The organism is Actinoplanes sp. NPDC026623 (assembly GCF_040638275.1).
Taxonomy (GTDB): domain Bacteria; phylum Actinomycetota; class Actinomycetes; order Mycobacteriales; family Micromonosporaceae; genus Actinoplanes.
In genome coordinates this window covers 1-23073 of record NZ_JBEZXZ010000143.1, presented here as the reverse complement: position 1 = coordinate 23073, position 23073 = coordinate 1, and the positions used below count along the sequence as shown (strand labels likewise).

Genomic DNA, 23073 nt, shown 5'->3' with positions numbered 1-23073 from the left:
CAGCGGGGTCGCGGCCAGTTCGGCCGCGGCGACGCCCCGCCGCCGCCTCGACCTGGGGTGACCCGGCGCCACGACGACGACCAGCCGGTCGGCGGCGACGGTCTCGGCGTGCAGCCCGGCCGGCGCGTCCGGGCCCTCGACGAAGCCCAGCTCCACCTCGCCCGCGACGACCGCCGCCGCCACCTCGGCGGAGTTCGCCGCCCGCAGCGTCACGCTCAGCCCGGGATGCCCGGATCGCAGCGCGACCAGCCACGCGGGCAGCAGATATTCCGCGACGGTCTGGCTGGCGGCCACCGCGAGCCGGCTCTCGTGGGTGGTGCGCAGCGCGGCGGCGCCGGCGGCCAGGGCGTCGGCCGCGTCCACGGCCGCCCGCGCCCAGTCGGCGACCAGGGCGCCGGTGGCGGTCAGCGTCGAGCCGCGCGGCGAGCGGTGCAGCAGAGTCAGCCCGAGCCGGCGTTCGAGCTCGCGCAGGCGGGCGCTGGCGGCCGGCTGGGAGATGCGATGTGCGGCCGCCGCGCGACCGACGCTGCCCAGCCGGGCGACGCTGAGCAGCAGGTCGAACGGGGTCAGGTCGGTCACCTGCGGCGGCAGAGGCATAACCGCAGCCTATGAGGCATGAGGGTTGGGACGGCTACCGGGGCGGTGCGGGAGACCGGAGAGTGGGGATCATGACCGCGCTGCTGGAGAGACCGGCCCGTACCGTCCCGACGATCGTGTTCGGCCCGAACTGGTTCGCCGGCGTGATGGGCACCGGCATCCTCGCCACGGCCGCCGTCTCGCTGCCGGTGCGGGTGCCGGGGCTGCACGCCGTGGCCACCTTCGCGTGGGCGCTGGCCGCGGCGCTGCTGGTGGTGCTGGTGGTCGCGGCGCTGCGGCACGCGACCACGTACGCGGACGACCCGGTCATGGCGCAGTTCTGGGGCGCGCCGCCGATGGCGCTGATGACCGTCGGCGCCGGCACGCTGCTGATCGGCCGGGACTGGCTCGGCGAACCGGCCGCGGTCGCCGTCGACCTGGTGCTCTGGACGGTCGGCACCGTGCTCGGACTGGTGGTCGCCGTCGCGGTCCCGTACCGGATGATGACCCGGCACCGCGTCGGCCCGGACGCGGCCTTCGGCGGCTGGCTCATGCCGGTGGTCTCGCCGATGGTCTCCGCCGCCGGCGGCGCGCTGCTCGTCCCGCACGTGTCGGCCCGGGCCGAGCTGCTGCTGGCCTGCTACGCGATGTTCGGGATCAGCCTGTTCGCGGCGGTTCTGGTGATCGGCCAGCTCTGGGGGCGGCTGGTGCTGCACCAGGCCGGCCCCGCCCGGATGGTGCCGACACTGTGGATCGTGCTCGGCCCGCTCGGCCAGTCGGTCACCGCCGCACACCTGCTCGGCCGCGCCTCCGAGGGCGTGCTGGCCGAGCCGTACGCGACCGGCGCGCAACTGGCCGCGGTGCTCTACGGCGTACCGGCGCTGGGTTTCGCCCTGTTCTGGGCGGCGCTGGCCGCCGCGATCACCGTGCGGACCGCCCGGGCCGGGCTGCCCTTCTCGCTGACCTGGTGGAGCTTCACGTTCCCGGTCGGCACGGTGGCCACCGGCACCAGCGGGCTCGCGCTGCGCACCGGCTCGGCAATGCTCGCCGGCCTCGCCGTGATGCTGTACGCCTGCCTGCTCGCCGCCTGGGCGGTCGTCGCCGTCCGCACGCTGCGCGGGGTCCGGCGGGGTGACCTTCTGAAACCGGCTCCGCCCGCGATAGGGTCTGCGCAGGCCCGCGTCGAGGAGTAGTGAGGGAGCCGGTTGGCCACGGACCTGCTCGCCGAGCTGGACGGCGCGCGCCGCCTGGCCGCCGCGGCCGATCGCCCCGACCTGGCCGCGCGGCTGGACCGGGCCGCCGGGCGGCTGCGCGCCGACGAGGTCGCCGTCGCTGTCGTCGGCGAGTTCAAGCAGGGCAAGAGCACCCTGGTCAACGCCCTGCTGCGCACCGACGTCTGCCCGGTCGACGCCGACATCGTCACCGCGGTCCCGACCGTGCTGCGCTTCGGCACGCCGCCGTCGGTCACCCTGCAGATCCCCGCCGAGGACGGCACCCTCAGCCCCGTCGGCGTGCCGTTCGGCGAGCTCTACCGGCACGTCACCGAGGGTGCGCCGGTCGCCGAGGGCGAGGCCGCGCCGCGCAGCGTCGAGGTGCGCCTCGACCGGCGGCTGCTCGGCGCCGGCCTGTCCCTCATCGACACCCCCGGCGTCGGCGGCCTCGACTCCGCGCAGGGCAACCTCACCCTCGCCGCGCTCGCGACGGCCGGCGCGGCGCTCTTCGTGACCGACGCGGCCCAGGAGCTGACCGCGCCCGAGGTCGAGTTCCTGCGCCGCACGCTGGAACGCTGCCCGAACGTCTACTGCGTCGTCACCAAGACCGACCTGCACGGCGAGTGGCGGCGCATCGTCGAGCTCAACGCCGGGCACCTCGCCAAGCGGGGCCTCGACGTGCCGATCATCGCCGTCTCCTCGTTCCTGCGGCTGCGCGCCCAGGCCCGCGACAGCACCGAGCTCAACACCGAGTCGGGCTTCCCGCGCCTGGTCGAGGTGCTGCGCCGCGACGTGCTCGACGCGGCCCGGTCGGGGGTGCGGGCCGCCGCGCGCGCCGAGCTCGCGTTCGTCGTCGGGCAGCTACGCGAGCGCGTGGAGGCCGAGCGGGCCGCGGCGGCGTCGCCCGCCGCGGCCGCCGCGATCACCGACCGGTACGCCGAGCGCCGGCGCCGCACCCAGGAGCTGGGCACCTGGCAGACCGTGCTGGGCGACGGCATCCAGGACCTCTCCGCCGACGTCGACCACGACCTGCGCGAACGGCTCAGGGCCCTGCTGCGCGGCGGCGAGGAGCTGCTCGACTCCTCCGATCCGCGCGACACCTGGCGCGACTTCCAGGCCTGGGCGGCCCGGGAGGCCACGGCCACCGCCGTCGACAACCTGATGCTGCTGGTCACCCGCACCGAGCAGCTCGCCCGCGACGTCGCGGAACGCTTCGACCTCGAGTACGACAGCCTCGACGTCGACCTGCCGTCGCCCGAGCAGGGCCTGGGCAAGGTCGGCGGGCTGGACGTCAGCTTCCACCGGTCCGGGATGCAGCAGCTGCTCGGCGCGTTCACCGCGGCCCGGGTCACCTACGGCGGCTTCTACATGCTCGGTGCGCTCGGCGCGCTGTTCAACGTCGCCCTCGCCGCGCCGATCGGGCTGCTCGCGGGCATGACCCTGGGCCGCCGCCTGATCAAACAGGAGCGGGACCGCCAGATCCAGCAGCGGCGCCAGCAGGCGAAGGCCGAGCTGCGCCGCTACGTCGACGACGTGACCTTCCACGTCAGCCGGGACTCCCGCGAGGCGGTCCGGCGTACGCAACGGTTCCTGCGCGACGAGTTCGCCGCCCGGGCCGCGGCGGTGGACCGCTCCGCCGTGGCGGCGGCCGCCGCCGCCCGCGAGACCGCCGCGCTGCCGGACGCCGCCCGGCAGGCCCGCGCCCGCGAGCTCGCCGCACTGCGCGACGAACTGGACCGGTTCCGATGACCCCGGAGATCCCATGACGCTGCTGCCGCAGGTGCGCGCGCTGCTCGACCGGGCGGGTGCGGAGACCGGCGACCCCGCCGCGCGCGCCGCGATCGCCGGTGCCCGCCGCCGCCTCGACGAGCCGCTGCGCGTCGCCATCGCCGGCAAGGTCAAGGCCGGCAAGTCCACCCTGCTCAACGCCCTGGTCGGCGAGGGCCTGGCACCGACCGACGCCGGTGAGTGCACCCGGATCGTCACCTGGTACGCCGACGGCCCCACCTACTCGGTCACCGCGCACCTGACCGGCGGCGGCGTGGAGGCACGGCCGTTCAACCGGGTCGACGGCGCCGTGCGGATCAGCCTCGGCCGCGCCGCCGAGCAGGTCGACCACCTCGAGGTGCGGGTGCCCAGCGCCCGGCTGCGCCGGCACACCCTGATCGACACGCCGGGCATCGCGTCGCTGTCCACCGACGTGTCGCTGCGCACGATGGCGTTCCTCGACGCCGAGGGGGAGCGGGCCGCCAAGACCGACGCCGTCATCTACCTGCTGCGCCACATGCACGCCAGCGACGTCCGCTTCCTCGAGTCCTTCCACGGCGACGGCCTGTCCAACGGCACCCCGGTCAACGCCGTCGGGGTGCTGTCGCGCGCCGACGAGATCGGCGGCGCCCGCCTCGACGCGATGGAGGCGGCCGCCCGGGTCGCCGGCCGCTACGCCGCCGACGAGCGGCTGCGCCGGCTCTGCCCGATCGTCGTTCCGGTCGCGGGCCTGCTCGGTGCGGCCGGGGCGACGCTGCGCGAGGACGAGTACCGGACCCTGGCCGCGGTGGCCGCCGAGCCCATGGCCGAGGTGGTGGAGCTGCTGCTCACCGCCGACCGCTTCGCCGCGTCGGGGCCCGAGCGCCGCGAGACCCTGCGGCGGCTCGGCCTGTTCGGGGTTCGGCTGGCCGTACGGCTGATCCGCGAGGGCAAGGTGCACGACTCCGCCGACCTGGCCGCGGCGCTGACCGAGCACAGCGGCATCGACCGGCTGCGCGCGGTCTTCGCGGCCCAGTTCGTCGGCCGCAGCGAGGTGCTGAAGGCCCGCTCGGCGCTGGCCGTGCTGGACGAGTTCCTCGCGCCCGGCTCGGCGCCGGCGGCCGAGGCCGAGCGGATCCGGGCCAGCGCGCACGAGTTCGTCGAACTGCGGCTGCTGCACCTGGTCCGCTCCGGGCGGATGCCGGGTTCCGAGGCGCACCTGGCCGAGATGGACCTGCTGCTCGGCGGCGCCGGCGGCGCCGCGCACCACCGGCTCGGGCTGCCGGCGGACGCGCCGCCGGACCGGATCGCGGCGGAGGCCCGGGCCGCGCTGGCCCGCTGGCAGAGGGTGGCCGAGCACCCGTTCACGGCCCGGGAGCTGCGCACCGCCGCCCGCGCGGTGGCCCGCAGCTGCGAGGGCCTGCTCGCCGCGGTCTCCTGAACGGGTTTGCCGGGTGGCCGGGCGTTGCACGATCATCGCCTGATGGCCGCCGACTTCTCCGTCAAGCCCGTCCTCACCGGCGACAAGGTGACACTCAGGCCATTCGCGGCCGACGACTTCCCGGCGATCCGGGCCGCGCTGCTCGACCCGGAGGTCACCCGGCTCACCGGCAGCCGGCCGGTGGCCTGGGACCAGGCCATCGAGGACCGGACCCGGGACTGGTACGACACCCGCGGCGCGCAGCCCGACCGGCTCGACCTGGCCGTCGAGGACCGGGCCACGGGCCGCTGGGCCGGCGAGGTCGTCCTCAACAGGTACGACCCGGACAACGCCGCGTGCAACTTCCGGATCATGCTCGGCCCGGGCGGCAGGGACCGCGGGCTCGGCACCGAGGCGGTCCGGCTGATCATCGGGTACGGCTTCGCGCGGCTCGGCCTGCACCGGATCGCGCTGGAGGTGTACGACTTCAACCCGCGGGCCCGGCGCGTCTACGAGAAGGCCGGCTTCGTCGCCGAGGGGGTGCTGCGCGACGCCCTGCGCACCCCGGACGGCTGGGCGGACGCGACGGCCATGGCCATCCTCGCGCCCGACTGGCGGGCGCGGTCCTGATCCGCCGGGATCAGGACCAGCAGGGGTGACCCTCGCGGGCGTCGCCCTGGGTGAGCGTCTCCTCCTCGGTGCCGTCCGCCTTGACGATGACGATTCGTGGCTCGGCCAGCACGCCGCGGGTGAACGCCACCCATCCGCCATCGCCCGGCGCCCAGGACGGGTCCATCTCCCGATCGGCGTCGAAGGTCAGTTGCCGGGGCTTCGAGCCGTCGCTGCCGACCAGCCAGATGTCGGAGAGCTCGTCCGAGGTCTTGTGGGTGTAGGCGATCGTCTTTCCGTCCGGCGACCACGCGGGGTCGTTGCCGGGGGCGGAGTCACCCTTGGTGATCTGCTTGCCGGGCTCCTCGGGATTGTCGATCGTCAGCACGAAGATCTGCCGCACCCCGTCGACCTCGGCCCAGTAGACGATCTTCTTGCCGTCGGGTGACCAGTCGGGGTCGTCCTTGACCAGGCCCGACCAGGTCAGCTGGGTCGGCTCGGACTCGCCGATCTTGAGGATGAAGATCTGCGCCTTGCCGTCGACCTCGCGCATGAACGCCAGCTTGGTGCCGTCGGCGGACCAGCTTGCCCCGCCGGCGACGTCGCCGATCACCTTCTCGGGGTTGCTGCCGTCGGCGTCCATCATCCAGATCGCGGTGCTGCCGTCGGCCATCCTCCGGGTGAGGGTGATCTTCTGGCGGTCCGGGGACCAGTCGGGCCCCACGTCGTTGCCCTTGTCGGAGATCAGCGTGCGGGCCGCCTTGCCGGGGGTGAGCAGCTTGACGACGGACGTGCCCCCTGGCCAGCCCTCCGCGCCGGTGTCGACGCGGATGAGCATGGTGTCCGTCGGGTACGCCGGCGCGCCGGCCGACGGCGTGGCCGGGGGCTGCGCGGCGGTGTCGCCCCTGTTCCCCTTGGCGTGGTTCAGGGCGATGACTCCCGCCGTGGTGCCGGCGATGACGGCGAGGGTGACCGCGCCGACCAGGACCAGGCGGCGGCCGCCGCGCCTCGGCGGCACGTCCTCGCCGGCACCCGCCGGGATCGGCGGGATCGGCGGGTAGGCGACGGGCGGACCGGGGGTCACGGGCGGCGCGGAACCGCCGGCCGGCACCGACCCGAACGTCCTGGTGGCGAACCGTGCCGCGGGGGACGGGGGCGCGGACGCGGGCCCGGGCACGGAGGCCGCGCCGCGTGAGAAGGCGACAGGTGCCGCTGGTGGTTGTGCGCTCGCCGCCCTGCTGCCGGGTATGACCTGGGTGGGCGGGCCGGCGCCCGGCATGATCTGCGTCGAGGCCGCGCCTGTGCCGTGCTCGGCGGGGGCCGGGGTGCCCGGCGTGGCCCGGGATTGCCGGGCGGGCGCGGGCCGCGGTGGTGTCTCGCTCGCGGCCCCGCCGGAGGCGGCCTGGGCCGGTATCCGGCCCGTGCCGGTCACCGGCACGGCCTCGGTTCCGGCGCTGCCCTGGCCCGGTAGGGTCCCGGAAGCCGGCGTGGTCCCGGAAGCCGGCGTGGTCCCGGAAGCCGGCGGGGTTCCGGGAGCCGGCGTGGTCCCAGGGGCCGCGCGGTCCGTGGTGCCGGCGGCAGCGGTGATTCCCGCCGATCGGGCGCTGGATCCTGCCGGCACCTCCGGGCCGGACGCTGCCGGCTGTTCCGTTGTGGATCCGGTCCGCTTCGCCTCGGCGTCCGGGCGGGCCGGCGGCCCGGACGCGGCCGGGTGGCCCGGTGCCGTGGCGGTGCCGGGGCGTTCGGGAGCAGTGACCGCCGCGGCGAACGGCGAGACCCCGCCGGTGATCAACGCAGTCGACACCGCCGCGCCCATCGCGATGCTGTGCTCCGGATGCGGATCCGCCACCACCGGCCGGTCGAACGCCGTCGACAGCAACTGGCTGACCAGCGGAATTCGCGACGAGCCGCCCGCCAGCAGGACGGCGTCGAGCCCGCCCGCGGCCACCCCCGCCACCCGCAGTGCCCGGTGCATCGCCGTCACCGTGTCCTCCAGCGCGGGAGCGATCATCGACTCCAGCTCGGAGCGGTTCAGCCGGACCCGGGTGTGCAGCCCGGGCAGCGCCACCGGGATCATCACCTCGGTGTCGAACGACAGGGCCTCCTTGGCCTCCACGCAGTCGCGGCGCAGCCGGGCCAGGGCGGTGATCACGGCCGGTTCGTCGGGGTCGAGTCCCTCGATCGTGTCGCCGAGCACGCTGAGAACGTGCCCGAAGACCGCCTCGTCGAAGTCGGCGCCGCCGAGCTGCTCGATGCCTTCCGGCTCGCCGAGCAGCTGGAAGCCCTCGCCGTCGCGGCGCAGCACGGCCGCGTCGAACGTGCCGCCGCCCAGGTCGTAGACCGCGACGGTCTCGCCCGGCGCGATCCGGCGGGCGGTCGCGTGCTGCAGCGCGGCGGCCTCGGGCTCGGTGCGCAGCAGCACCGGGCCGGTGTCGGCCAGCCGCAGCGCCTGGTCGAGCTGCTCCCGCTTGTAGGGCCCCCAGTTCGCCGGGTGCGTCACGGTCAGCACCGCGGGCGGTCCGGCCTGCAGCCGGGTGACCGCGTCGAGGACGTGGCGCAGCAGCTTGGCGGTCAGCGCGTGCGCCGAGAACGGCACGCCGCCGACCAGGATCGGCACCGGGTCGCCGATGCGGCGCTTGAACTCGCGGGCCAGCCGGCCCGGCTCGGTGTGCCCGCGGCGCTCGGCCGCCTCACCGATGAGCAGGCCGCCGTCGGGGCGCACGAAGACCAGCGACGGGATCTCGGCCCGGCGCCCGCCCAGCCGGACCACCTCGACGCGCCCGTCGACGCGGACCGCCGCCGCGGTCTGGGTCGTGCCGAGGTCGACACCCAAGCCGTACTGCATCACCACAGCCCAGACCTTAAAGGCAGCGCGCCACCGCCGGCACCGCCGGACGGGCTGTGTCGGGGGTGGTCTTCACGGCCTGACCTTGCAGATCTTGAGGGCGGCGGCCACCCGCCGGGCGACCTTTTACGGCGTGACCTTGCACTTGGGTGCCACCGCACGCCACTGGGTGCAGAAGGCCCGTGCCGCGTCGGCGGAGGCGAAACCGTCGTGCAGCAGCACCCAGAACCCGGTGCCGTCGTCGGCGAGCTGGTCCGAGGCGAGGCTGTCGACCACCCGGACGGGCATGCCCGCCTCGGCCAGCCGGGCGAGCCGGGCGTCGGCGGCCGCCCGCCCGCCGTCGGCGCCGCGGTGCGGGAACGAGTCCACCTGGACGAACGGCCGTCCGACCGGCGCGGACCCGGCCACGCCCGGGGGTCGCTCGTTCAGGTGGCGGCCGGGCAAGGGCAGGCGTACGCCGGAGATCGCGATCGCGGCGGTGGCGCCGAGCGCGAGCAGGACGGCGGCGGCCCCGGCCGCCCGGTTCGACACCAGCGGCCGGCGGGTGCCGGCGCCGACGGCGGTCAGCAGCGGCCGCGGGTCCTCGCCGCCGTCGTGGTGCACGGACACGATCAAGGCGTACGGTCGCGGCGCGCCCACGAGGGGCCTGGCCGGCCGGGCGTGCAGGACGACCGGGAGCGACGCGCCCGCCGCCAGCCGGGCGGCCTCGGGCCGCACCTCGGCGGCGCCGCCCGGCGGGTCGAGCGCCACGCTGAACCGCACGTCGACGGTGCGGTCGCCGTCGTTGCCCAGGAGCAGGTCGAACGTCTGCGCGGCGCCGGGCCGCGGCACCAGATCACCGGTCACCGGTACGGACACAGCCACGGTCAGCAGCCCCGTGGCGAACCCCGCGGCGCCGCCGCCGGCGGTGTCCTCGGCCTGCACGGTGAACGGCACCAGCGACGCGATCGGCGGCTGCTCGGGCGGGGCACGCAGCACCACGTCGACCGTCGCCGTCGCGCCGGGGCCCAGCGTGACGGACGGCGGATCGCCCTGCGCCCAGCCGGAGGCGCGCCCGCGGGCCACGGTGATCCGGACGCTGCGCGGCGCGGTGCCCGGGTTGCGCAGCGCGACCGGAACCCGGACGGCGACGCCCGGAGGCAGCCTCACGGGCGACGCGGGCAGGGTCAGCTCCATGCCCACAATGGTTTCACCGGCGAGGTCCCGGCACGCGGGCCGGGTCTGATCCCCGCCCGGCGGCCGAGTTTCGAAACTCACGTGACGTATCGAAAGTGTTGACACCCCGTTACAAGGACACCACGATATCTTCACCAGTCTATGGAAGCGCTCCCAAGGAGACTCTCCCGTGATCCGTGCCCTTGGTGCCACCGCTCTGCTCACCGTGACCCTCACCGCCGTGGGCCCCGCCGCGGCGTCCGCCGCCGACGAGGTCGAGCAGGTGGTCAACGGTGGCTTCACCGCCGGCACCGACCCGTGGTGGTCCACCGCGGGCATGCCGATCACCCTGCGCGACGGCAAGGCCTGTGTGGACGTTCCCGGCGGCACCACCAACCGGTGGGACGCATCGGTCGGTCAGAACGACATCGACCTCGTCGCCGGCGAGACCTACCGCTACTCGTTCACCGCGACCGGCGACCCGGACGGGCACGTCGCCCGGGCGATCGTCGGTCTGTCCGTCGCGCCGTACGACACGTACTTCGAGGCCTCGCCGGCCCTGACCGTCGCGGGCGACACCTACTCGTACACGTTCACCTCGGCGGTGACCACCGCCCAGGCGCAGGTCGCCCTCCAGGTCGGCGGCAGCCCCACCGCCTGGGGGCTCTGCCTCGACGACGTCTCCCTGGTCGGCGGCGTGCCACCGGAGGTCTACGTGCCCGACACCGGGCCGCGGGTCCGGGTCAACCAGGTCGCCTACCTGCCGCGCGGCCCGAAGAAGGCCACGCTGGTCACCGAGGCCACGGACAGGCTGTGCTGGCAGCTCAGGAACGCCGCCGGCGCGACGGTCGCCCGCGGCTACACCGTGCCGCGCGGCGTCGACGCCTCGTCGGGCCAGAACGTGCAGACCATCGACTTCGGCGGCTACCGCGGCCGCGGCACCGGCTACACGCTGGTCGCCGACGGCGAGACGAGCCGGCCGTTCGACATCGACGCCGCCGCATACGATCAGCTGCGCGTCGACGCGCTCAAGTTCTACTACCCGCAGCGCAGCGGCATCGAGATCCGCGACGACCTGCGCCCCGGCTACGCCCGCCCGGCCGGGCACGTCGGCGTCGCGCCGAACCTCGGCGACGACTCGGTGCCCTGCCAGAGCGGCGTCTGCGACTATCGCCTCAACGTCAGCGGCGGCTGGTACGACGCCGGCGACCACGGCAAGTACGTCGTCAACGGCGGCATCTCCACCTGGGAACTGCTCAACACCTACGAGCGCACCACGAAGCCGGCCCGGCTCGGCGACGGCACCCTGAACATCCCGGAGAGCGGCAACCGGGTGCCGGACATCCTCGACGAGGCCCGCTGGGAACTCGAGTTCATGCTGAGCATGCGGGTGCCCGCCGGCCAGCCGCTCGCCGGCATGGTGCACCACAAGATCCACGACGCCAACTGGACCGGCCTGCCGCTGCTGCCGCACCTCGACCCGCAACAGCGCGAACTGCACCCCGTCTCGACCGCGGCGACGCTGAACCTGGCCGCCACCGCGGCACAGGCCGCCCGCATCTACCGGCGGTATGACGCGGCGTTCGCGAAGCGGGCCCTGGTGGCGGCCCGGATCGCGTACGCGGCGGCGCTCGCCGAACCCGCGCGCTTCGCACCGGAGTCCGACGGCGTCGGCGGCGGCGCGTACAACGACAGCAAGGTCGACGACGACTTCTACTGGGCGGCGGCCGAGCTCTACCTGACGACGGGCGAGAAGAAGTACGCCGACGACGTGCTGGCCTCGCCCGTGCACACCGCCGACATCTTCGGCCCCGGCGCCTTCGACTGGGCGAGCACGGCCGCGGCCGGACGCCTCGACCTGGCCCTGGTGCCGAGCCGGCTGCCCGGGCGGGCCGCGGTCCGCGCGTCGGTCGTCCGCGGCGCCGAGAAGTACCTGCAGATCCAGGCCGGGCACCCGTACGGCGTCGCCTACGCCCCGCCGAACAACATGTGGGACTGGGGCTCGAACAGCGCCATCCTCAACAACCTGGTGGTCGTCTCGGCCGCGTACGAGCTCACCGGTCGTGACCGTTACCGCGACGGCGTGTTCGAGGGCATGGACTACCTGCTCGGCCGCAACGCGCTCAACCACTCGTACGTGACCGGGTATGGGGAGGTCAGCTCCCAGAACCAGCACAGCCGCTGGTACGCCCACGAGCTGGACCCGGCCCTGCCGAACCCGCCGAAGGGCTCGCTGTCCGGCGGCGCGAACTCGTCGATCCAGGACCCGTACGCGCAGAGCAAGCTCACCGGCTGCGTCGGCCAGTTCTGCTACATCGACGACATTCAGTCCTGGTCGACCAACGAGCTGGCCATCAACTGGAACTCGGCGCTGGCCCGGGTGGCCTCGTTCGTCGCGGACCAGAGTTAGGCGCCTGCTCTAGACTTGCTTTCATGATCAACGTCGAGAGGCCCGTGTGGCTTCTCGACGTTGACGGCGTGCTGAACACGGTCCGCCCCGGCTGGGGCGGACCGCCGAGGCGGTCGCTGGTCTGGTCGAGCGCGGACAACACGTCGTACCCGATGCGCTGGGCGCCGGCCCTGATCGACCGCATCCGCGCGCTGCAGGCCGCGGGCAAGGTCGAGATCCGCTGGTGCACGACCTGGTGCCCGGAGGCGGAACGCCTGGAACGGCTCTGGTCCCTGCCGGAGCTGGCCCGCAGCCTGGACGCCGACCCGATGCCCCGCGGCTCGGACTGCTGGCCGCTGAAACAGCGGGCCGCCCTGGCTGTCCTGGCCGAGGGGCGCCGCCTGATCTGGACCGACGACGAGGCGCTGCCGCCGCCGGGCCCGCAGCGCGACGAACTGTCCGCGCACGGCCGGGCGCTGCTGATCGCGCCCCGGTCGGCGCGCGGCCTGCAGCCGGCCGACCTGGACCTGATCGGCAAGTTCGCCGAGGGCCGCCGCCTGCCGACCCACCGGGTGGCCGGGCGTCACCGGCACGCCGTCGACTGACTACCGGCACGCTCGGCGCCCGGCCCACATCGCGACGTCCTCACCCGCGACGAGTTCGGCCGGTGGGACACCCCACCCGCCACATCGCAAATCAGCTAACCGGCCGCGTGCCGTCCCGGCCGACCTCGCCGGGCGTGGTCCGCAGGCCAGGTCAGCAAGCCGCGTCCGCCGGTCGGGTTCGCGGGCCGGGTTCGCGGGCCGGGTTCGCAGGCCGGGTTCGCAGGCCGGGTCCGCAGGTCAGGTCCGCACACCAGGTCCGCAGACCACGACCTCAGCGGGCGTGGTCTGGGACGCTCAGCTGCAGCACCCGCGGCCCGCGGCCCGAACCGGGCCGACGTCACCTGCCCCGCAAGGTCCCTCGGGCGCGGGCGTCACGCCGCCGGCCTGGTCGCGATCGACGACACGCTGGGCGATCACGGCTGTGCGAACACGGTGGTGCGGGCGTTCGGGTGGGGGAGCGTGGCCGGCGGCTGTGCGGTTACGCCGCGCTGTCCAGTGAGCCGGGGCGTCGAGCGCCGGCCGTCCTGGCGGCCGCGGCGCGGGCGGCCTGTGGTGCCGCGCCGTGGGCGTGCCCGTGCACCCGGTCAAAGGTGGTGAGCCACCGGATCTGCTCCCGCGGGGGCACCCCGCACCCCCGGAGGAAGGCCACGAGCGTGTCGCGCCGTGATGCGCCGGTGCCGGAGATCAGGTTGTAGACCGTGGCACGGGAGATCGGCGTGCCGGCCTCCCGGCTCCGCCGGGCGACGCTGTCGACGGACCGCCGGCGCGCATGTATCAGCGCCTGCAGGCGCCGTCCGAACTCGGCCGGTGTAACGGCGCCTATGGGATCCGCGGGTATCGCCGTGATTTCGGCGCTCATCGCCCTCGCCCTCTTCTTCGCGTTAGGGGAATGCAGCTCCAACTTCCGTCGATCTTTCGGGGGAGGCAGGCCGCGTACAAGTGCGCGTCTGCGTACTAGTTTGAGATAACGAAATCTGTTGATGTATCCGTCGGTGGAAGCCCGCTGTCAGATCCACCAGTTGAGGAAATCTCCGGCGAGGCCCGGCTCCCGCAGCCCAGGCGGCCGGTGCCTGCTGATGTCCGAACGTCCAGGTCGCAGGGCCGTTCGTGGCCGCCCGCGGTACGCGTCACCGGCCCCGGCCGGCCTTTCGGCCACCGCTACGCTGGCGATCATGCACAACCCCGTCAGGCCGCCACGGAAGCCCTTCGTCCGAGTGCTGCTGGCCGGATTGCTCGACCTCGCCATGCTCGGGTCCGCCGGCGAGCTGAACCTCAGGGTGGAGGACGCGACCGGCAGCCACCTCCTGGGCAACCTGGCCGGCTGGCTCCTCGTGGTGCCGTTCGTGGTCTGGCTCGCGCCCAAGGTCTCCTATCGCCGCCGGGACGCGCTGTTCGCCCCCTGGGTCTTTCTGATCGTCGCGTGGCGGATCACGTACCTTCCGTATCGCGACTGGCCGCCGCGGGACGACGAGATGGCGCAGGCTCGATACCTCGGCCCGGCGGAGTTCGCGGCGCGGTGGCGGCCCGAGTACAACGGCCTCTGGCGCCTCTCGGCGACCGGCGACGCCCGGGTAGCCGTCGCCGCGGCATGATGGCGCGCTGATCAGGCTCGATGGTCAGGCCCGGCGAGATCGGTGGCCGGCGCGGGAAATCCAGGAAAGCCACGGCGCTTCGGCTCATCGGAGCGGCTCCGCCGTCTGACACACTCGTCACGGTCAAGCCAGGGAGGGGACCGGGTGAAACGGCCGACGATCACTGACATCGCGCACCGGGCGGGCGTATCGAAGGGCGCGGTTTCGTACGCGCTCAACAACCAGCCGGGGGTGTCGGACGCGACCCGGCAGCGCATCCTGGCCATCGCCGGCGAGCTGGGATTCAAGCCCAGCACGGCCGCTCGGGCGCTGTCGGACGCCAGGGCCAGGGCGGTCGGGCTGATCATGAGCCGGCCCGCGCCGCTGCTGGGCATCGAGCCCTGGTTCATGGGCCTGATGAGCGGCTTCGAGGCGGAATTGTCGGCCCGCTCCTACGCCCTGACGGTCCAGGTGGTCCGCTCCACGAAGGACGAACTGGACGTGTACCGGCGCTGGTGGTCCGAGCGCCGGGTCGACGGCGTGATCGTCACCGATCTGCGCGAGGGCGACGTCCGCCTCTCGATGCTGGAGGAGTTGCGGCTGCCCGCCGTGGTGCTCGGCGGTCCCGCGGAGCACGGCAGCATCCCGCATCTGTGGTCCAACGACGAGGCCGCGATGTCCGAGGCGGTCCGCTATCTGGCCGCGCTCGGCCACCGCCGGATCGCCCACGTCAGCGGCCTGCCGGAGCTTCTGCACACGCAGGCCCGCACCAAGGCCTTCGACCGGGTGTGTGGCTCCCTCGGGCTGACCGAGGCCGTCGCCGTGCCGTGCGACTACACCGCGGAGGACGGCGGCCGGGCCACCCAGCAGCTTCTCATCGGCACCGACCGGCCGACCGCCATCGTGTACGACAACGACGTGATGGCGGTCGCGGGGCTCGCGGTGGCCCAGAAGCTGGGCCTCTCCGTGCCCCGCGACCTGTCGATCATCGCCTGGGACGACTCGCTGCTGTGCCGGATGGTGCACCCGCCGCTGACCGCGCTGACCCGGGACATCGCCGCCTACGGCGCCCGCGCGGCCCGTACCCTGATGGCCACGATCGACGGCGAGCCCGCGGCCGGCGCGGAGGCCACGGCCGCGCACCTGACGCCCCGGGGGAGCACGGTGCCGCCCAGCTGATCAGCCCCGCAGCACCTCGGTCAGGAAGCCGATCAGGTCCGCGCGACGCCGCCACGGGTTGCGATACCTCCTCGCGCCGCCGAGGCGGAGGCGTGCCGCCTCGTTCACGAGCCGGTGCCACCGCCGGTCGTACGTGTCGAGCGCGTAGGCCACGGCGGCCGTCTTCGAGGTGACCCGCCCGGCGGCCAGGGTCTGCCGAAGCCGCACGACGCCCAGCGCACCCCACGCCGTGGCCCACGGCGTGAGCCCGACGACGCCGCTCGCCGGGCCGCGCAGCCACGGCGTCCAATATTCGACCAGATTGCGCCGGGTGGCCTCGGCCAGCGCCGGCCAGTCGGTGAAGACGCCGAGCGTTGCCGCGGCGGGCCCGCGCACCGCGACCCCGGCCTGCGCGAGGACGTGCCAGGTGACCAGGTTCCGTTCGAAGCGCGACGCCGGCTGCACGCGCCATTCGTGCACCGCCGGGCCGGGAGCCGCCTGCGCGGGATCACGGCGCAGGTCGTCCCAGCCGACGTACAGTCCGTCGAAGGACGTCCGGCGGTGGCTGCGGCGCAGGTCGGCGTGGATGGCGCCGACCGTCCCGGCCGGGGGCTGCCGGCCGGTCACGGCGACGAAGTCGATGTCGCTCACCCCGGGCCGGTAGTCACCCAGCGCGACGGATCCCTGCAGGTAGAGCCCCTCGACGAGTCCGGGCGCATGCCGGTCGGCCAGCGCCAGATAGGTCGCACAGATCCGGGAAACCCCGTCATCCAACTCAGGGATCATTCCGCCACCCTAGGCAGCCGGGTCACGACCGGCCTTCCCCACCCGGAAGCGAAGTGGTCCGACCCGTTCCACCTTCGGAGGGCCAGGGCCGCGGATCGCAGCGGCACGGCGTCGAACCGGAGCGCGCAGGTCAGGACGCGGTGGCCAGGTCCTCGAGCGTCGCCCGCGCGCCCTTGGCGTGCAGGGAGGCCAGCGCCGAGGAGTACGCGGAGACGAACCGCTCGTTGTCGATCAGATCGCCGAAGAGTTCCCGGTCCCTGATGAAGGCCAGCGGGTCCGCCGCCTGTCGCCGCGCCGCGGCGACGAGGGTCTCCCGGAGCCGGTCGACGACGTCGATGCGCCGGCCCTGTTCGTCGATGCCCTCGGCGTACCGCGCCCAGCTCGCGACGACAGCGGTGGCGCGCAGGATCTCGCCGCCGGTGTCGAGGTTGTGCCGGATCACGGGCAGCAGCCATTTGGGGATGCGGTCGGAGCTTTCCGCGCAGAGCCGGGCCACGGTGTCCTTGACCCGGGCGTTGGAGAACCGGTCGATGAGCTGGTGCCGGTACTCGTCCAGGTCGATGCCGGGCACCGGCGCCAGCGTGGGTGTCGCCTCCCGGCTCATGTACGCCAGCAGGAAGTCCGCGAACAGCGGGTCCTGCGCGACGTCGTGCACCAGCCGGTAGCCGGCCAGGTAGCCGAAGTAGCACAGCGCCTGGTGGCCGGCGTTGAGCAGCCGCAGCTTCATCAGCTCGTACGGCTCGACGTCGGGGACGACCTGCACGCCCGCGTCCTCGAACGGCGGCCGGCCGAGCGGGAAGTTGTCCTCGAGCGCCCACTGGGCGAACGGCTCGCAGACCACCGGCCACGCGTCGTCCACGCCGAAGCGCCGGCGGACCTCCTCGCGGTCGTCGTCGGTGGTCACCGGGGTGATCCGGTCGACCATGCTGTTCGGGAAGGCGACGTGTTCGCGGACCCAGTCGCCGAGGCCGGGGTCGCGCAGGGTGGCGAAGGCGACGAAGCTGCGGCGGGCGACGTGGCCGTTGCCCTGGATGTTGTCGCAGCTCATGATCGTGAAGGGGTCCAGGCCGCGCTCGCGGCGCCGGGCCAGCGCCGCGGTGATGAGGCCGAAGGTGGTCTGCGGCGAGCTGCCGGGGCGCAGATCGTGCCGCACGCCGGGGTCGTCGGCGAGGAAGTCGCCGGTGACCGCGTTGATGTTGTAGCCGCCCTCGGTGATCGTCAGCGAGACGATCCGTACGCCGGGGGAGGCCATCTTCTCGATCACCGCCTCCGGGTCGTCGGGTGCGAAGAGGTATTCCCGGATCGAGCCGATGACCCGCGGCTCGAGGGTGCCGTCGGGCGCCTTCACGACCAGCGTGTACAGCCCGTCCTGCGCGTCGAGGGCCTCCTGCATGCGCCGGTCGGCGGGCATGACGCCGACGCCGCAGATCGCCCAGTCCAGCGCCGCGCCCGCGTTCATCAGGCGGTCGAGGTACATCGCCTCGTGTGCCCGGTGGAAGCCGCCGACGCCGAAGTGGACGATCCCGGTGCGCAGCGCGCCGCGGTCGTAGGCCGGGGCGGGCAGGCCGTCCGGCAGGGACGACAGGTTCTTGGCATTGAGCGGCAACATCGGCGTTTCCTCCCAGCGCTCTGGCTTCACGGGTGATCCCAGCATCCCGTGAGCCCGCGCACCGGGCACTTCCTATCAAGATCTTTCTCGCTGTCCGTGAACACGGGCACACGAAAACGGCCCGGTGGCTGATCGCCACCGGGCCGTCGCGCTACCGGATCAGACCGGCACCGCCGGCGCGAGGTTGCCGCCGGTCATGTGCCGCAGGTACGCGGGCAGGGTGAGGAACTCCGGGCAGGTTCGCTCGGAGAGCAGGACCGTCAGCAGCGTGCGGGCCTGTCCGAAGCGCCGGGCCGAGTCCTCGTCCAGGGCACCCGTCTCGGCCAGCACGTCGAGTTCCTCGCGCAGCATCCGGGTGACCAGCCCGGCCGTGACCGGCACGCCGTAGTCGGTCGGGGTGCCCGTCGAGATCCACTGCCAGAGCTGGGTCCGGCAGATCTCGGCGGTCGCCGCGTCCTCCATCAGGCCGCCGAGCGCCACCGCGCCGCGCCCGCCCAGCCAGGCCGCCACGTAACGCAACGCCACGCTGACGTTGGTCCGTAGCGCGACCTCGCTGACCGTGACGGCGGTGGACCGCACGTCCAGCAACTCCTTGGCGGTGACCCGAACGTCGTCGCGCTTGCGCACGATCTGGTTCGGCTCGAAGCCCAGCCACTGGTCGAAGACCTCCCTGCAGGTCTCGACCAGGCCCGGGTGCGCCACCCAGGAGCCGTCGAAGCCGTCGCCGACCTCGCGCCGCTTGTCCTGCCGGACCTGGTTCAGCGCCCGCTTCGCGGCCACCGGGTCGCGGCTGGGCACGACGGCGGCCATGCCGCCGATCGCGTGTGCACCGCGCCGGTGACAGGTCCGGACCAGCAATTCCGTGTACGCCCGCATGAACGGTGCCGTCATCGTCACCTGCGAGCGCTCCGGAAGCACCACGTCCGGGCGGTTCTTGATCATGCTGAACAGGTAGTCCCACCGGCCCGCGTTGAGCCCCGCCGAGTGCTCGCGCAGCTCGTAGAGGATCTCCTCCATCTCGAAGGCGGCGGTGATCGTCTCGATCAGCACCGTCGCGCGGATCGTGCCGCGGGGGATGCCCAGCATGTTCTGCGCGAAGACGAAGACGTCGTTCCACAGCCTGGCCTCGAGGTGGCTCTCGAGCTTGGGCAGGTAGAAGTACGGGCCGCTGCCGCGGTCGAGCTGCTTCTGCGCGCAGTGGAACAGGTACAGCCCGAAGTCGAACAGCGACGCCGAGACCGCCCGCCCGCCGATGCGCACGTGGCACTCCGGCAGGTGCCAGCCGCGCGGGCGCACCATGATGGTCGGCAGGTCGGTGCCGACCCGGTACTCCCGCCCGTCCGGTGCCGTGAAGTCCAGCTTGCCGTCCAGCGCGTCGCGCAGGTTGCGCTGACCTGAGACGACGTTGTCCCAGGTCGGCGCGGTAGCGTCCTCGAAGTCGGCCATCCACACCTTGGCACCGGAGTTCAGCGCGTTGATGGTCATCTTGCGCTCCGGCGGGCCGGTGATCTCCACCCGCCGGTCGGTCAGGTCCTCGGCGGGGGGTGCCACGGACCAGGTGTCGTCGATGCGGATCTGCTTCGTCGACTCGAGGAAGTCCAGCTCCGTGGTGCGGGTCGCGCGGCGGCGCCGGCGCCTTTCCAGGAGCTGAACCCGTCGCGCGCCGAACTCCCGGTCCAGTGCCACGACGAATTCGATCGCTTCGGGGGTGAGGATGTCGGTGTAGTCGGAGGACGCGACGGTAACGGTCTCCATCAGAATTGCTCCGCTTCGGTCGAGCCGGACAGCGCGGTGGTGGAGCTCTCCGGGTTCAGCGCCGTCGAGACGGCGTCGAAGTAGCCGGTGCCGACCTCAGCCTGGTGCTTGGTCGCCGTGTAGCCGTTGACCTCGTTGGCGAACTCCGCCTCCTGCAGCTTCACGTACGCGCTCATGCCGGTCTCGGCGTAGCCCTTGGAGAGCTCGAACATCGAGTGGTTGAGCGCGTGGAAGCCGGCCAGGGTGACGAACTGGAACTTGTAGCCCATCGCGCCGAGCTCCTTCTGGAACCGGGCGATGTCGGCGTCGTCGAGGTTGCGCTTCCAGTTGAACGACGGCGAGCAGTTGTAGGCCAGCATCTTGTCCGGGTGCACCTTGTGCACGGCCTCGGCGAAGGACCGGGCGAACTCGAGGTCCGGCTTGCCGGTCTCGCACCAGATCAGGTCGGCGTAGTCGGCGTAGGCGACGCCGCGGGCGATCGCGGCCTCCGGCCCGCTGCGCACCCGGAAGAAGCCCTCGGCCGTACGCTCGCCGGTCAGGAACGGCTTGTCGCGGTCGTCCACGTCGGTGGTGAGCAGGTCCGCGGCCAGGGCGTCGGTGCGGGCGATGATCAGGCTGGGCACCCCGGCGACGTCGGCGGCGAGGCGGGCCGCGTTCAGCGTGCGGATGTGCTGGGCCGTCGGGATCAGCACCTTTCCGCCGAGGTGGCCGCACTTCTTCTCCGACGCGAGCTGGTCCTCCCAGTGCACGCCGGCCGCACCGGCGGCGATCATGGCCTTCATCAGCTCGAACGCGTTCAGCGGGCCACCGAATCCGGCCTCGGCGTCGGCGACGATCGGGGCCAGCCAGTCCCGCTCGTTGCGGCCGGCGGCGGTGTCGATCTGGTCGGAGCGCAGCAGCGCGTTGTTGATGCGGCGCACGACCGCCGGCACCGAGTTCGCGGGGTAGAGGCTCTGGTCCGGGTAGGTGTGCCCGGACAGGTTCGCGTCCGCCGCGACCTGCCAGCCGGAGAGGTAGATCGCCTTGAGCCCGGCCCGCACCTGCTGCACGGCCTGGCCGCCGGTCATGGCGCCGAGGGCGTTGATGTAGTCCTCGTCGTGCAGCAGGTCCCACAGTCGGCGGGCGCCCCGCTCGGCGAGGGTGTGCTGCTCCTGGACGCTGCCACGCAGCTTGACGACGTCGTGCGCCGTGTAGCTGCGCTTGACGCCCAGCCAACGGGGATCGCCGGCCCACGCCCGAGTGAGGTCCGCGGCGGTACCGCCCCTGACTTCGGTCAGCTGATCAGTCATGTGAATAGCCCTTCGTGCTGTGCCCTTGGTGCTTGGGTGGAAGAAGTTCACTGTCACGCAGGGCGCAAGCCCTCCAGAAGGCAAATGTGAGGAGAAGAAACGCGAATCTTCTGCTAGCGTAAAAACCTATGACGGCTTCACCTTCGGACGCCACGGTCGACCTCGTGACCCTCGGACAGCGGCTGCGGCACCAGCGCCGGGCCAAGGGCCTGACGCTCGATCAGCTCAGCGCGGCGGTCGGCCGGGCGCCCTCGCAGCTCTCGCTGATCGAGAACGGCAAACGGGAGCCGAAGCTCAGCGTGCTGCAGGCGATCGCCGGCGCTCTGGGCGTACAGATGCAGGATCTGCTGCGACCGGAGGCGCCGAGCCGGCGCGCCGGGCTCGAGATCGAGCTGGCCCATTTCCAGCGGGAGCCGGCCTACGGCGCGCTCGGCCTGCCGACGGTGCGCGCCGGGCGGCGGCTGCCGGCCGACGCGCTGGAATCCCTGATCGGGCTGCACCGCGAGCTGACCCGGCTGCTCACCGAGCAGAGCGCGACCCCCGAGGTGGCCCGGCGGGCCAACCAGCAGCTACGCGTCGAGATGCGCGAGCGCGACAACTACTTCGAATACATCGAGCAGGCCGCGGCGAAGGTGCTGCAGTCGGTGCGGCACGCCACCGGTCCGCTGTCGCAGCGCGGCATTCTCGACATCGCCGCGCATCTCGGCTTCTCGCTGCACTACGTGAGCGACCTGCCCGGCTCGGCACGCTCGGTGACCGACCTGCGCAACCGCCGGATCTACCTGCCGCAGGTGGCCAGCGGCAAGGGCCACGACCCGCGCGCGGTGGTGCTGCAGACGCTCGGGCACTTCGTGCTCGGCCACAACGACCCGGCCGGCTACCGCGACTTCCTGCGCCAGCGGGTCGAGGTGAACTACTTCGCGGCGGCGCTGCTGATGCCGGAGAAGTTCGCGACCGAGTTCCTGCGCGAGGCGAAGGCGGACCGTGCCCTCGCGATCGACGACTTCCGCGACGCGTTCGGCGTCTCCTACGAGACGGCGGCGCACCGCTTCACCAACCTGGTGACCCACCACTTCGGCATCCCGGTCCACTTCGCCCGGGTGCACGAGAGCGGCACGGTCTACAAGGCGTACGAGAACGACGACGTGCGCTTCCCGACCGACGTGACCGGGGCGATCGAGGGTCAGCCCGTCTGTCGCAAGTGGGCCTCACGCACCGTGTTCGGCGCCGAGGACCCCTACTCGTCGTTCTACCAGTTCACCGACACCGGCGCCGGCACGTACTGGTGCACCGTGCACGTGGAGTCGACCCGCTCGGGCGAGTTCTCGGTGACGGTCGGCACGCCGTACGAGCACGCGCGCTGGTTCCGCGGCGGCGACACGAGCCGGCGCACCGTCTCGAGCTGCCCCGACCCGAACTGCTGCCGCCGCCCGCCGGCGGAGCTCGTCGACCGCTGGGGCGGCCAGGCCTGGCCCAGCGCCCGGGTCCACTCGCACCTGCTGGCCGCGCTGCCGCCCGGCACCTTCCCCGGCGTCGACGCCCAGGACGTCTACGAGTTCCTGCAGCGCCGCTCGGAGTGACGCGATGACCGGCCGGCCCTCGGCCGCCGTCAGTGCGGGATGTAGTCCTCCAGCAGGGCGGGGGTCAGGCCGGCCCGGTGTATCGCGCGCAGCGCGGCCAGGAAGTCCTTCACGAACGCGGGCCGGAAGTGCATCAGGATGATGTCGCCGCGCTTGATCGCCTTTCCCTCCTGGTAGCGGACCTTGCCCTTGTGGACGGTCTCCTTCCACATGAAGGCGGCGTCGATGCCGCAGTCGTGCGCGGCCCGCAGCGTGGTGGCGTCCTTGGTGCCGAACGGCGGCCGGAACAGCACGGGCCGGCGGCCGTAGCGGTGGCCCAGCCGGTCGGCCGAGCCGCAGATCTCGCGGCGCTGGAACGCGTACGAGCGGCCGCGCAGCTGGGTGTGGGTGATCGTGTGCGCCTCGATCACCGCACCGTGCTTCCGCAGGGCCGCGAAGTACGGCTCGTCGTCGCGGATCGCGTCGATGGTGAGGAAGAGGGTGACCGGGACGTTCGCGGCCGCGAGCAGCTTCGGTGCCTCGGGTGACTTGATGAAGCCGTCGTCGATGGTGATGAACGCGACCGGCTGATCGGTGGGGATCCGCGACAGGTACGGCACGCTGCCGGACCGCGGCAGCGTGAGGGGCCGCGGCGGCGGGGCCGGCGGGAAGACGGGGATGTCGGAGAGGGCCCAGCCGACCGGCGGCGGTCACTTTGCTCCAGCGCTGCCTGGAACGTGGTTCGCCGCGCACCTTTCGAATTGGCAAACCCGGGCGGATCGTGCCGAAG

18 protein-coding genes are annotated in these 23073 nt (G+C 73.2%); 9 read left to right on the top strand and 9 right to left on the bottom strand.

The genetic code is table 11. The features are described 5' to 3' along the window. The coding region (locus AB0F10_RS31925; protein WP_360633411.1) for a LysR substrate-binding domain-containing protein at positions 1-597 on the bottom strand (597 nt) is incomplete at its 3' end. Between the two features lie 71 nt (positions 598-668). On the opposite strand from AB0F10_RS31925, the gene AB0F10_RS31920 reads away from it, so the two are divergent. The 4 genes from AB0F10_RS31920 to AB0F10_RS31905 are packed head-to-tail and all read left to right on the top strand — an operon-like array spanning position 669 to position 5583. Beyond that, positions 669-1769, top strand: coding sequence for a TDT family transporter (locus AB0F10_RS31920; protein ID WP_360633408.1), 1101 nt, complete (start codon positions 669-671; stop codon positions 1767-1769). A gap of 12 nt (positions 1770-1781) precedes the next feature. Further along, complete coding sequence (locus AB0F10_RS31915; protein ID WP_360633405.1) at positions 1782-3536, top strand: dynamin family protein; 1755 nt, start codon at positions 1782-1784, stop codon at positions 3534-3536. A gap of 13 nt (positions 3537-3549) precedes the next feature. Beyond that, entirely contained in the window at positions 3550-4974 is a 1425-nt protein-coding gene (locus tag AB0F10_RS31910) for a dynamin family protein (protein ID WP_360633402.1), read from the top strand. A 42-nt stretch (positions 4975-5016) separates the two neighbouring features. Further along, complete coding sequence (locus AB0F10_RS31905; RefSeq protein WP_360633399.1) at positions 5017-5583, top strand: GNAT family protein; 567 nt, start codon at positions 5017-5019, stop codon at positions 5581-5583. A gap of 10 nt (positions 5584-5593) precedes the next feature. Here AB0F10_RS31905 and AB0F10_RS31900 read toward each other — a convergent pair whose 3' ends face one another. Beyond that, a complete protein-coding gene (locus AB0F10_RS31900; RefSeq protein WP_360633417.1) occupies positions 5594-8407 on the bottom strand; it encodes an Hsp70 family protein in 2814 nt (937 codons plus the stop codon). A 126-nt stretch (positions 8408-8533) separates the two neighbouring features. Next, positions 8534-9583 (bottom strand): hypothetical protein, encoded by a 1050-nt coding sequence (locus AB0F10_RS31895; RefSeq protein ID WP_360633396.1) that lies wholly within the window; start codon positions 9581-9583, stop codon positions 8534-8536. A 196-nt stretch (positions 9584-9779) separates the two neighbouring features. Here AB0F10_RS31895 and AB0F10_RS31890 point away from each other — a divergent pair, with 196 nt between their 5' ends. Together AB0F10_RS31890 and AB0F10_RS31885 are read left to right on the top strand one after the other, a co-directional pair. Beyond that, positions 9780-11972 carry a glycoside hydrolase family 9 protein gene (locus tag AB0F10_RS31890; protein ID WP_360633414.1) on the top strand — a complete coding sequence of 731 codons (2193 nt, stop codon included), beginning with the start codon at positions 9780-9782 and terminating at the stop codon, positions 11970-11972. Positions 11973-11995: 23 nt separating this feature from the next. Beyond that, complete coding sequence (locus AB0F10_RS31885) at positions 11996-12556, top strand: HAD domain-containing protein (protein ID WP_360633393.1); 561 nt, start codon at positions 11996-11998, stop codon at positions 12554-12556. 478 nt (positions 12557-13034) lie between these two features. Here the strand turns inward: AB0F10_RS31885 and AB0F10_RS31880 are convergent, their stop codons facing one another. After that, entirely contained in the window at positions 13035-13415 is a 381-nt protein-coding gene (locus AB0F10_RS31880) for a helix-turn-helix transcriptional regulator (RefSeq protein ID WP_360633390.1), read from the bottom strand. Positions 13416-13728: 313 nt separating this feature from the next. Here AB0F10_RS31880 and AB0F10_RS31875 point away from each other — a divergent pair, with 313 nt between their 5' ends. Together AB0F10_RS31875 and AB0F10_RS31870 are read left to right on the top strand one after the other, a co-directional pair. Beyond that, the gene (locus AB0F10_RS31875) at positions 13729-14148 is read left to right on the top strand and encodes a hypothetical protein (protein WP_360633387.1); all 420 of its coding nucleotides are present in this window, start codon (positions 13729-13731) and stop codon (positions 14146-14148) included. Positions 14149-14292: 144 nt separating this feature from the next. Beyond that, a complete protein-coding gene (locus AB0F10_RS31870) occupies positions 14293-15306 on the top strand; it encodes a LacI family DNA-binding transcriptional regulator (RefSeq protein WP_360633384.1) in 1014 nt (337 codons plus the stop codon). On the opposite strand, the gene AB0F10_RS31865 is transcribed toward AB0F10_RS31870, so the two are convergent. From AB0F10_RS31865 to aceA, 4 genes are all read right to left on the bottom strand, one after another. After that, positions 15307-16071 carry a nucleotidyltransferase domain-containing protein gene (locus tag AB0F10_RS31865; RefSeq protein ID WP_360633381.1) on the bottom strand — a complete coding sequence of 255 codons (765 nt, stop codon included), beginning with the start codon at positions 16069-16071 and terminating at the stop codon, positions 15307-15309. Positions 16072-16201: 130 nt separating this feature from the next. After that, the gene (locus tag AB0F10_RS31860) at positions 16202-17680 is read right to left on the bottom strand and encodes a mannitol dehydrogenase family protein (protein WP_360633377.1); all 1479 of its coding nucleotides are present in this window, start codon (positions 17678-17680) and stop codon (positions 16202-16204) included. 159 nt (positions 17681-17839) lie between these two features. Further along, a complete protein-coding gene (gene aceB / locus AB0F10_RS31855) occupies positions 17840-19435 on the bottom strand; it encodes a malate synthase A (protein WP_360633374.1) in 1596 nt (531 codons plus the stop codon). After that, positions 19435-20724, bottom strand: coding sequence for an isocitrate lyase (gene aceA / locus AB0F10_RS31850; RefSeq protein WP_360633371.1), 1290 nt, complete (start codon positions 20722-20724; stop codon positions 19435-19437). The genes aceB and aceA overlap by 1 nt, the downstream gene beginning before the upstream one ends. Before the next feature lie 128 nt (positions 20725-20852). Between aceA and AB0F10_RS31845 the strand changes: the two genes are divergently transcribed. Further along, complete coding sequence (locus tag AB0F10_RS31845) at positions 20853-22304, top strand: XRE family transcriptional regulator (RefSeq protein ID WP_360633368.1); 1452 nt, start codon at positions 20853-20855, stop codon at positions 22302-22304. A 29-nt stretch (positions 22305-22333) separates the two neighbouring features. On the opposite strand, the gene AB0F10_RS31840 is transcribed toward AB0F10_RS31845, so the two are convergent. Then, complete coding sequence (locus AB0F10_RS31840) at positions 22334-22903, bottom strand: polysaccharide deacetylase family protein (protein WP_360633365.1); 570 nt, start codon at positions 22901-22903, stop codon at positions 22334-22336. Positions 22904-23073 lie beyond the last annotated feature (170 nt).

What these genes read in the sequence shown, in the direction of transcription:
- AB0F10_RS31920 (WP_360633408.1), top strand. Translation starts at nt 669, where the DNA reads ATGACCGCGCTGCTGGAGAGACCGGCCCGTACCGTCCCGACGATCGTG.
- AB0F10_RS31910 (WP_360633402.1), top strand. Translation starts at nt 3,550, where the DNA reads ATGACGCTGCTGCCGCAGGTGCGCGCGCTGCTCGACCGGGCGGGTGCG.
- AB0F10_RS31905 (WP_360633399.1), top strand. Translation starts at nt 5,017, where the DNA reads ATGGCCGCCGACTTCTCCGTCAAGCCCGTCCTCACCGGCGACAAGGTG.
- AB0F10_RS31900 (WP_360633417.1), bottom strand. Translation starts at nt 8,407, where the DNA reads ATGCAGTACGGCTTGGGTGTCGACCTCGGCACGACCCAGACCGCGGCG.
- AB0F10_RS31895 (WP_360633396.1), bottom strand. Translation starts at nt 9,583, where the DNA reads ATGGAGCTGACCCTGCCCGCGTCGCCCGTGAGGCTGCCTCCGGGCGTC.
- AB0F10_RS31885 (WP_360633393.1), top strand. Translation starts at nt 11,996, where the DNA reads ATGATCAACGTCGAGAGGCCCGTGTGGCTTCTCGACGTTGACGGCGTG.
- AB0F10_RS31880 (WP_360633390.1), bottom strand. Translation starts at nt 13,415, where the DNA reads ATGAGCGCCGAAATCACGGCGATACCCGCGGATCCCATAGGCGCCGTT.
- AB0F10_RS31875 (WP_360633387.1), top strand. Translation starts at nt 13,729, where the DNA reads ATGCACAACCCCGTCAGGCCGCCACGGAAGCCCTTCGTCCGAGTGCTG.
- AB0F10_RS31865 (WP_360633381.1), bottom strand. Translation starts at nt 16,071, where the DNA reads ATGATCCCTGAGTTGGATGACGGGGTTTCCCGGATCTGTGCGACCTAT.
- AB0F10_RS31860 (WP_360633377.1), bottom strand. Translation starts at nt 17,680, where the DNA reads ATGTTGCCGCTCAATGCCAAGAACCTGTCGTCCCTGCCGGACGGCCTG.
- aceB (WP_360633374.1), bottom strand. Translation starts at nt 19,435, where the DNA reads ATGGAGACCGTTACCGTCGCGTCCTCCGACTACACCGACATCCTCACC.
- aceA (WP_360633371.1), bottom strand. Translation starts at nt 20,724, where the DNA reads ATGACTGATCAGCTGACCGAAGTCAGGGGCGGTACCGCCGCGGACCTC.
- AB0F10_RS31845 (WP_360633368.1), top strand. Translation starts at nt 20,853, where the DNA reads ATGACGGCTTCACCTTCGGACGCCACGGTCGACCTCGTGACCCTCGGA.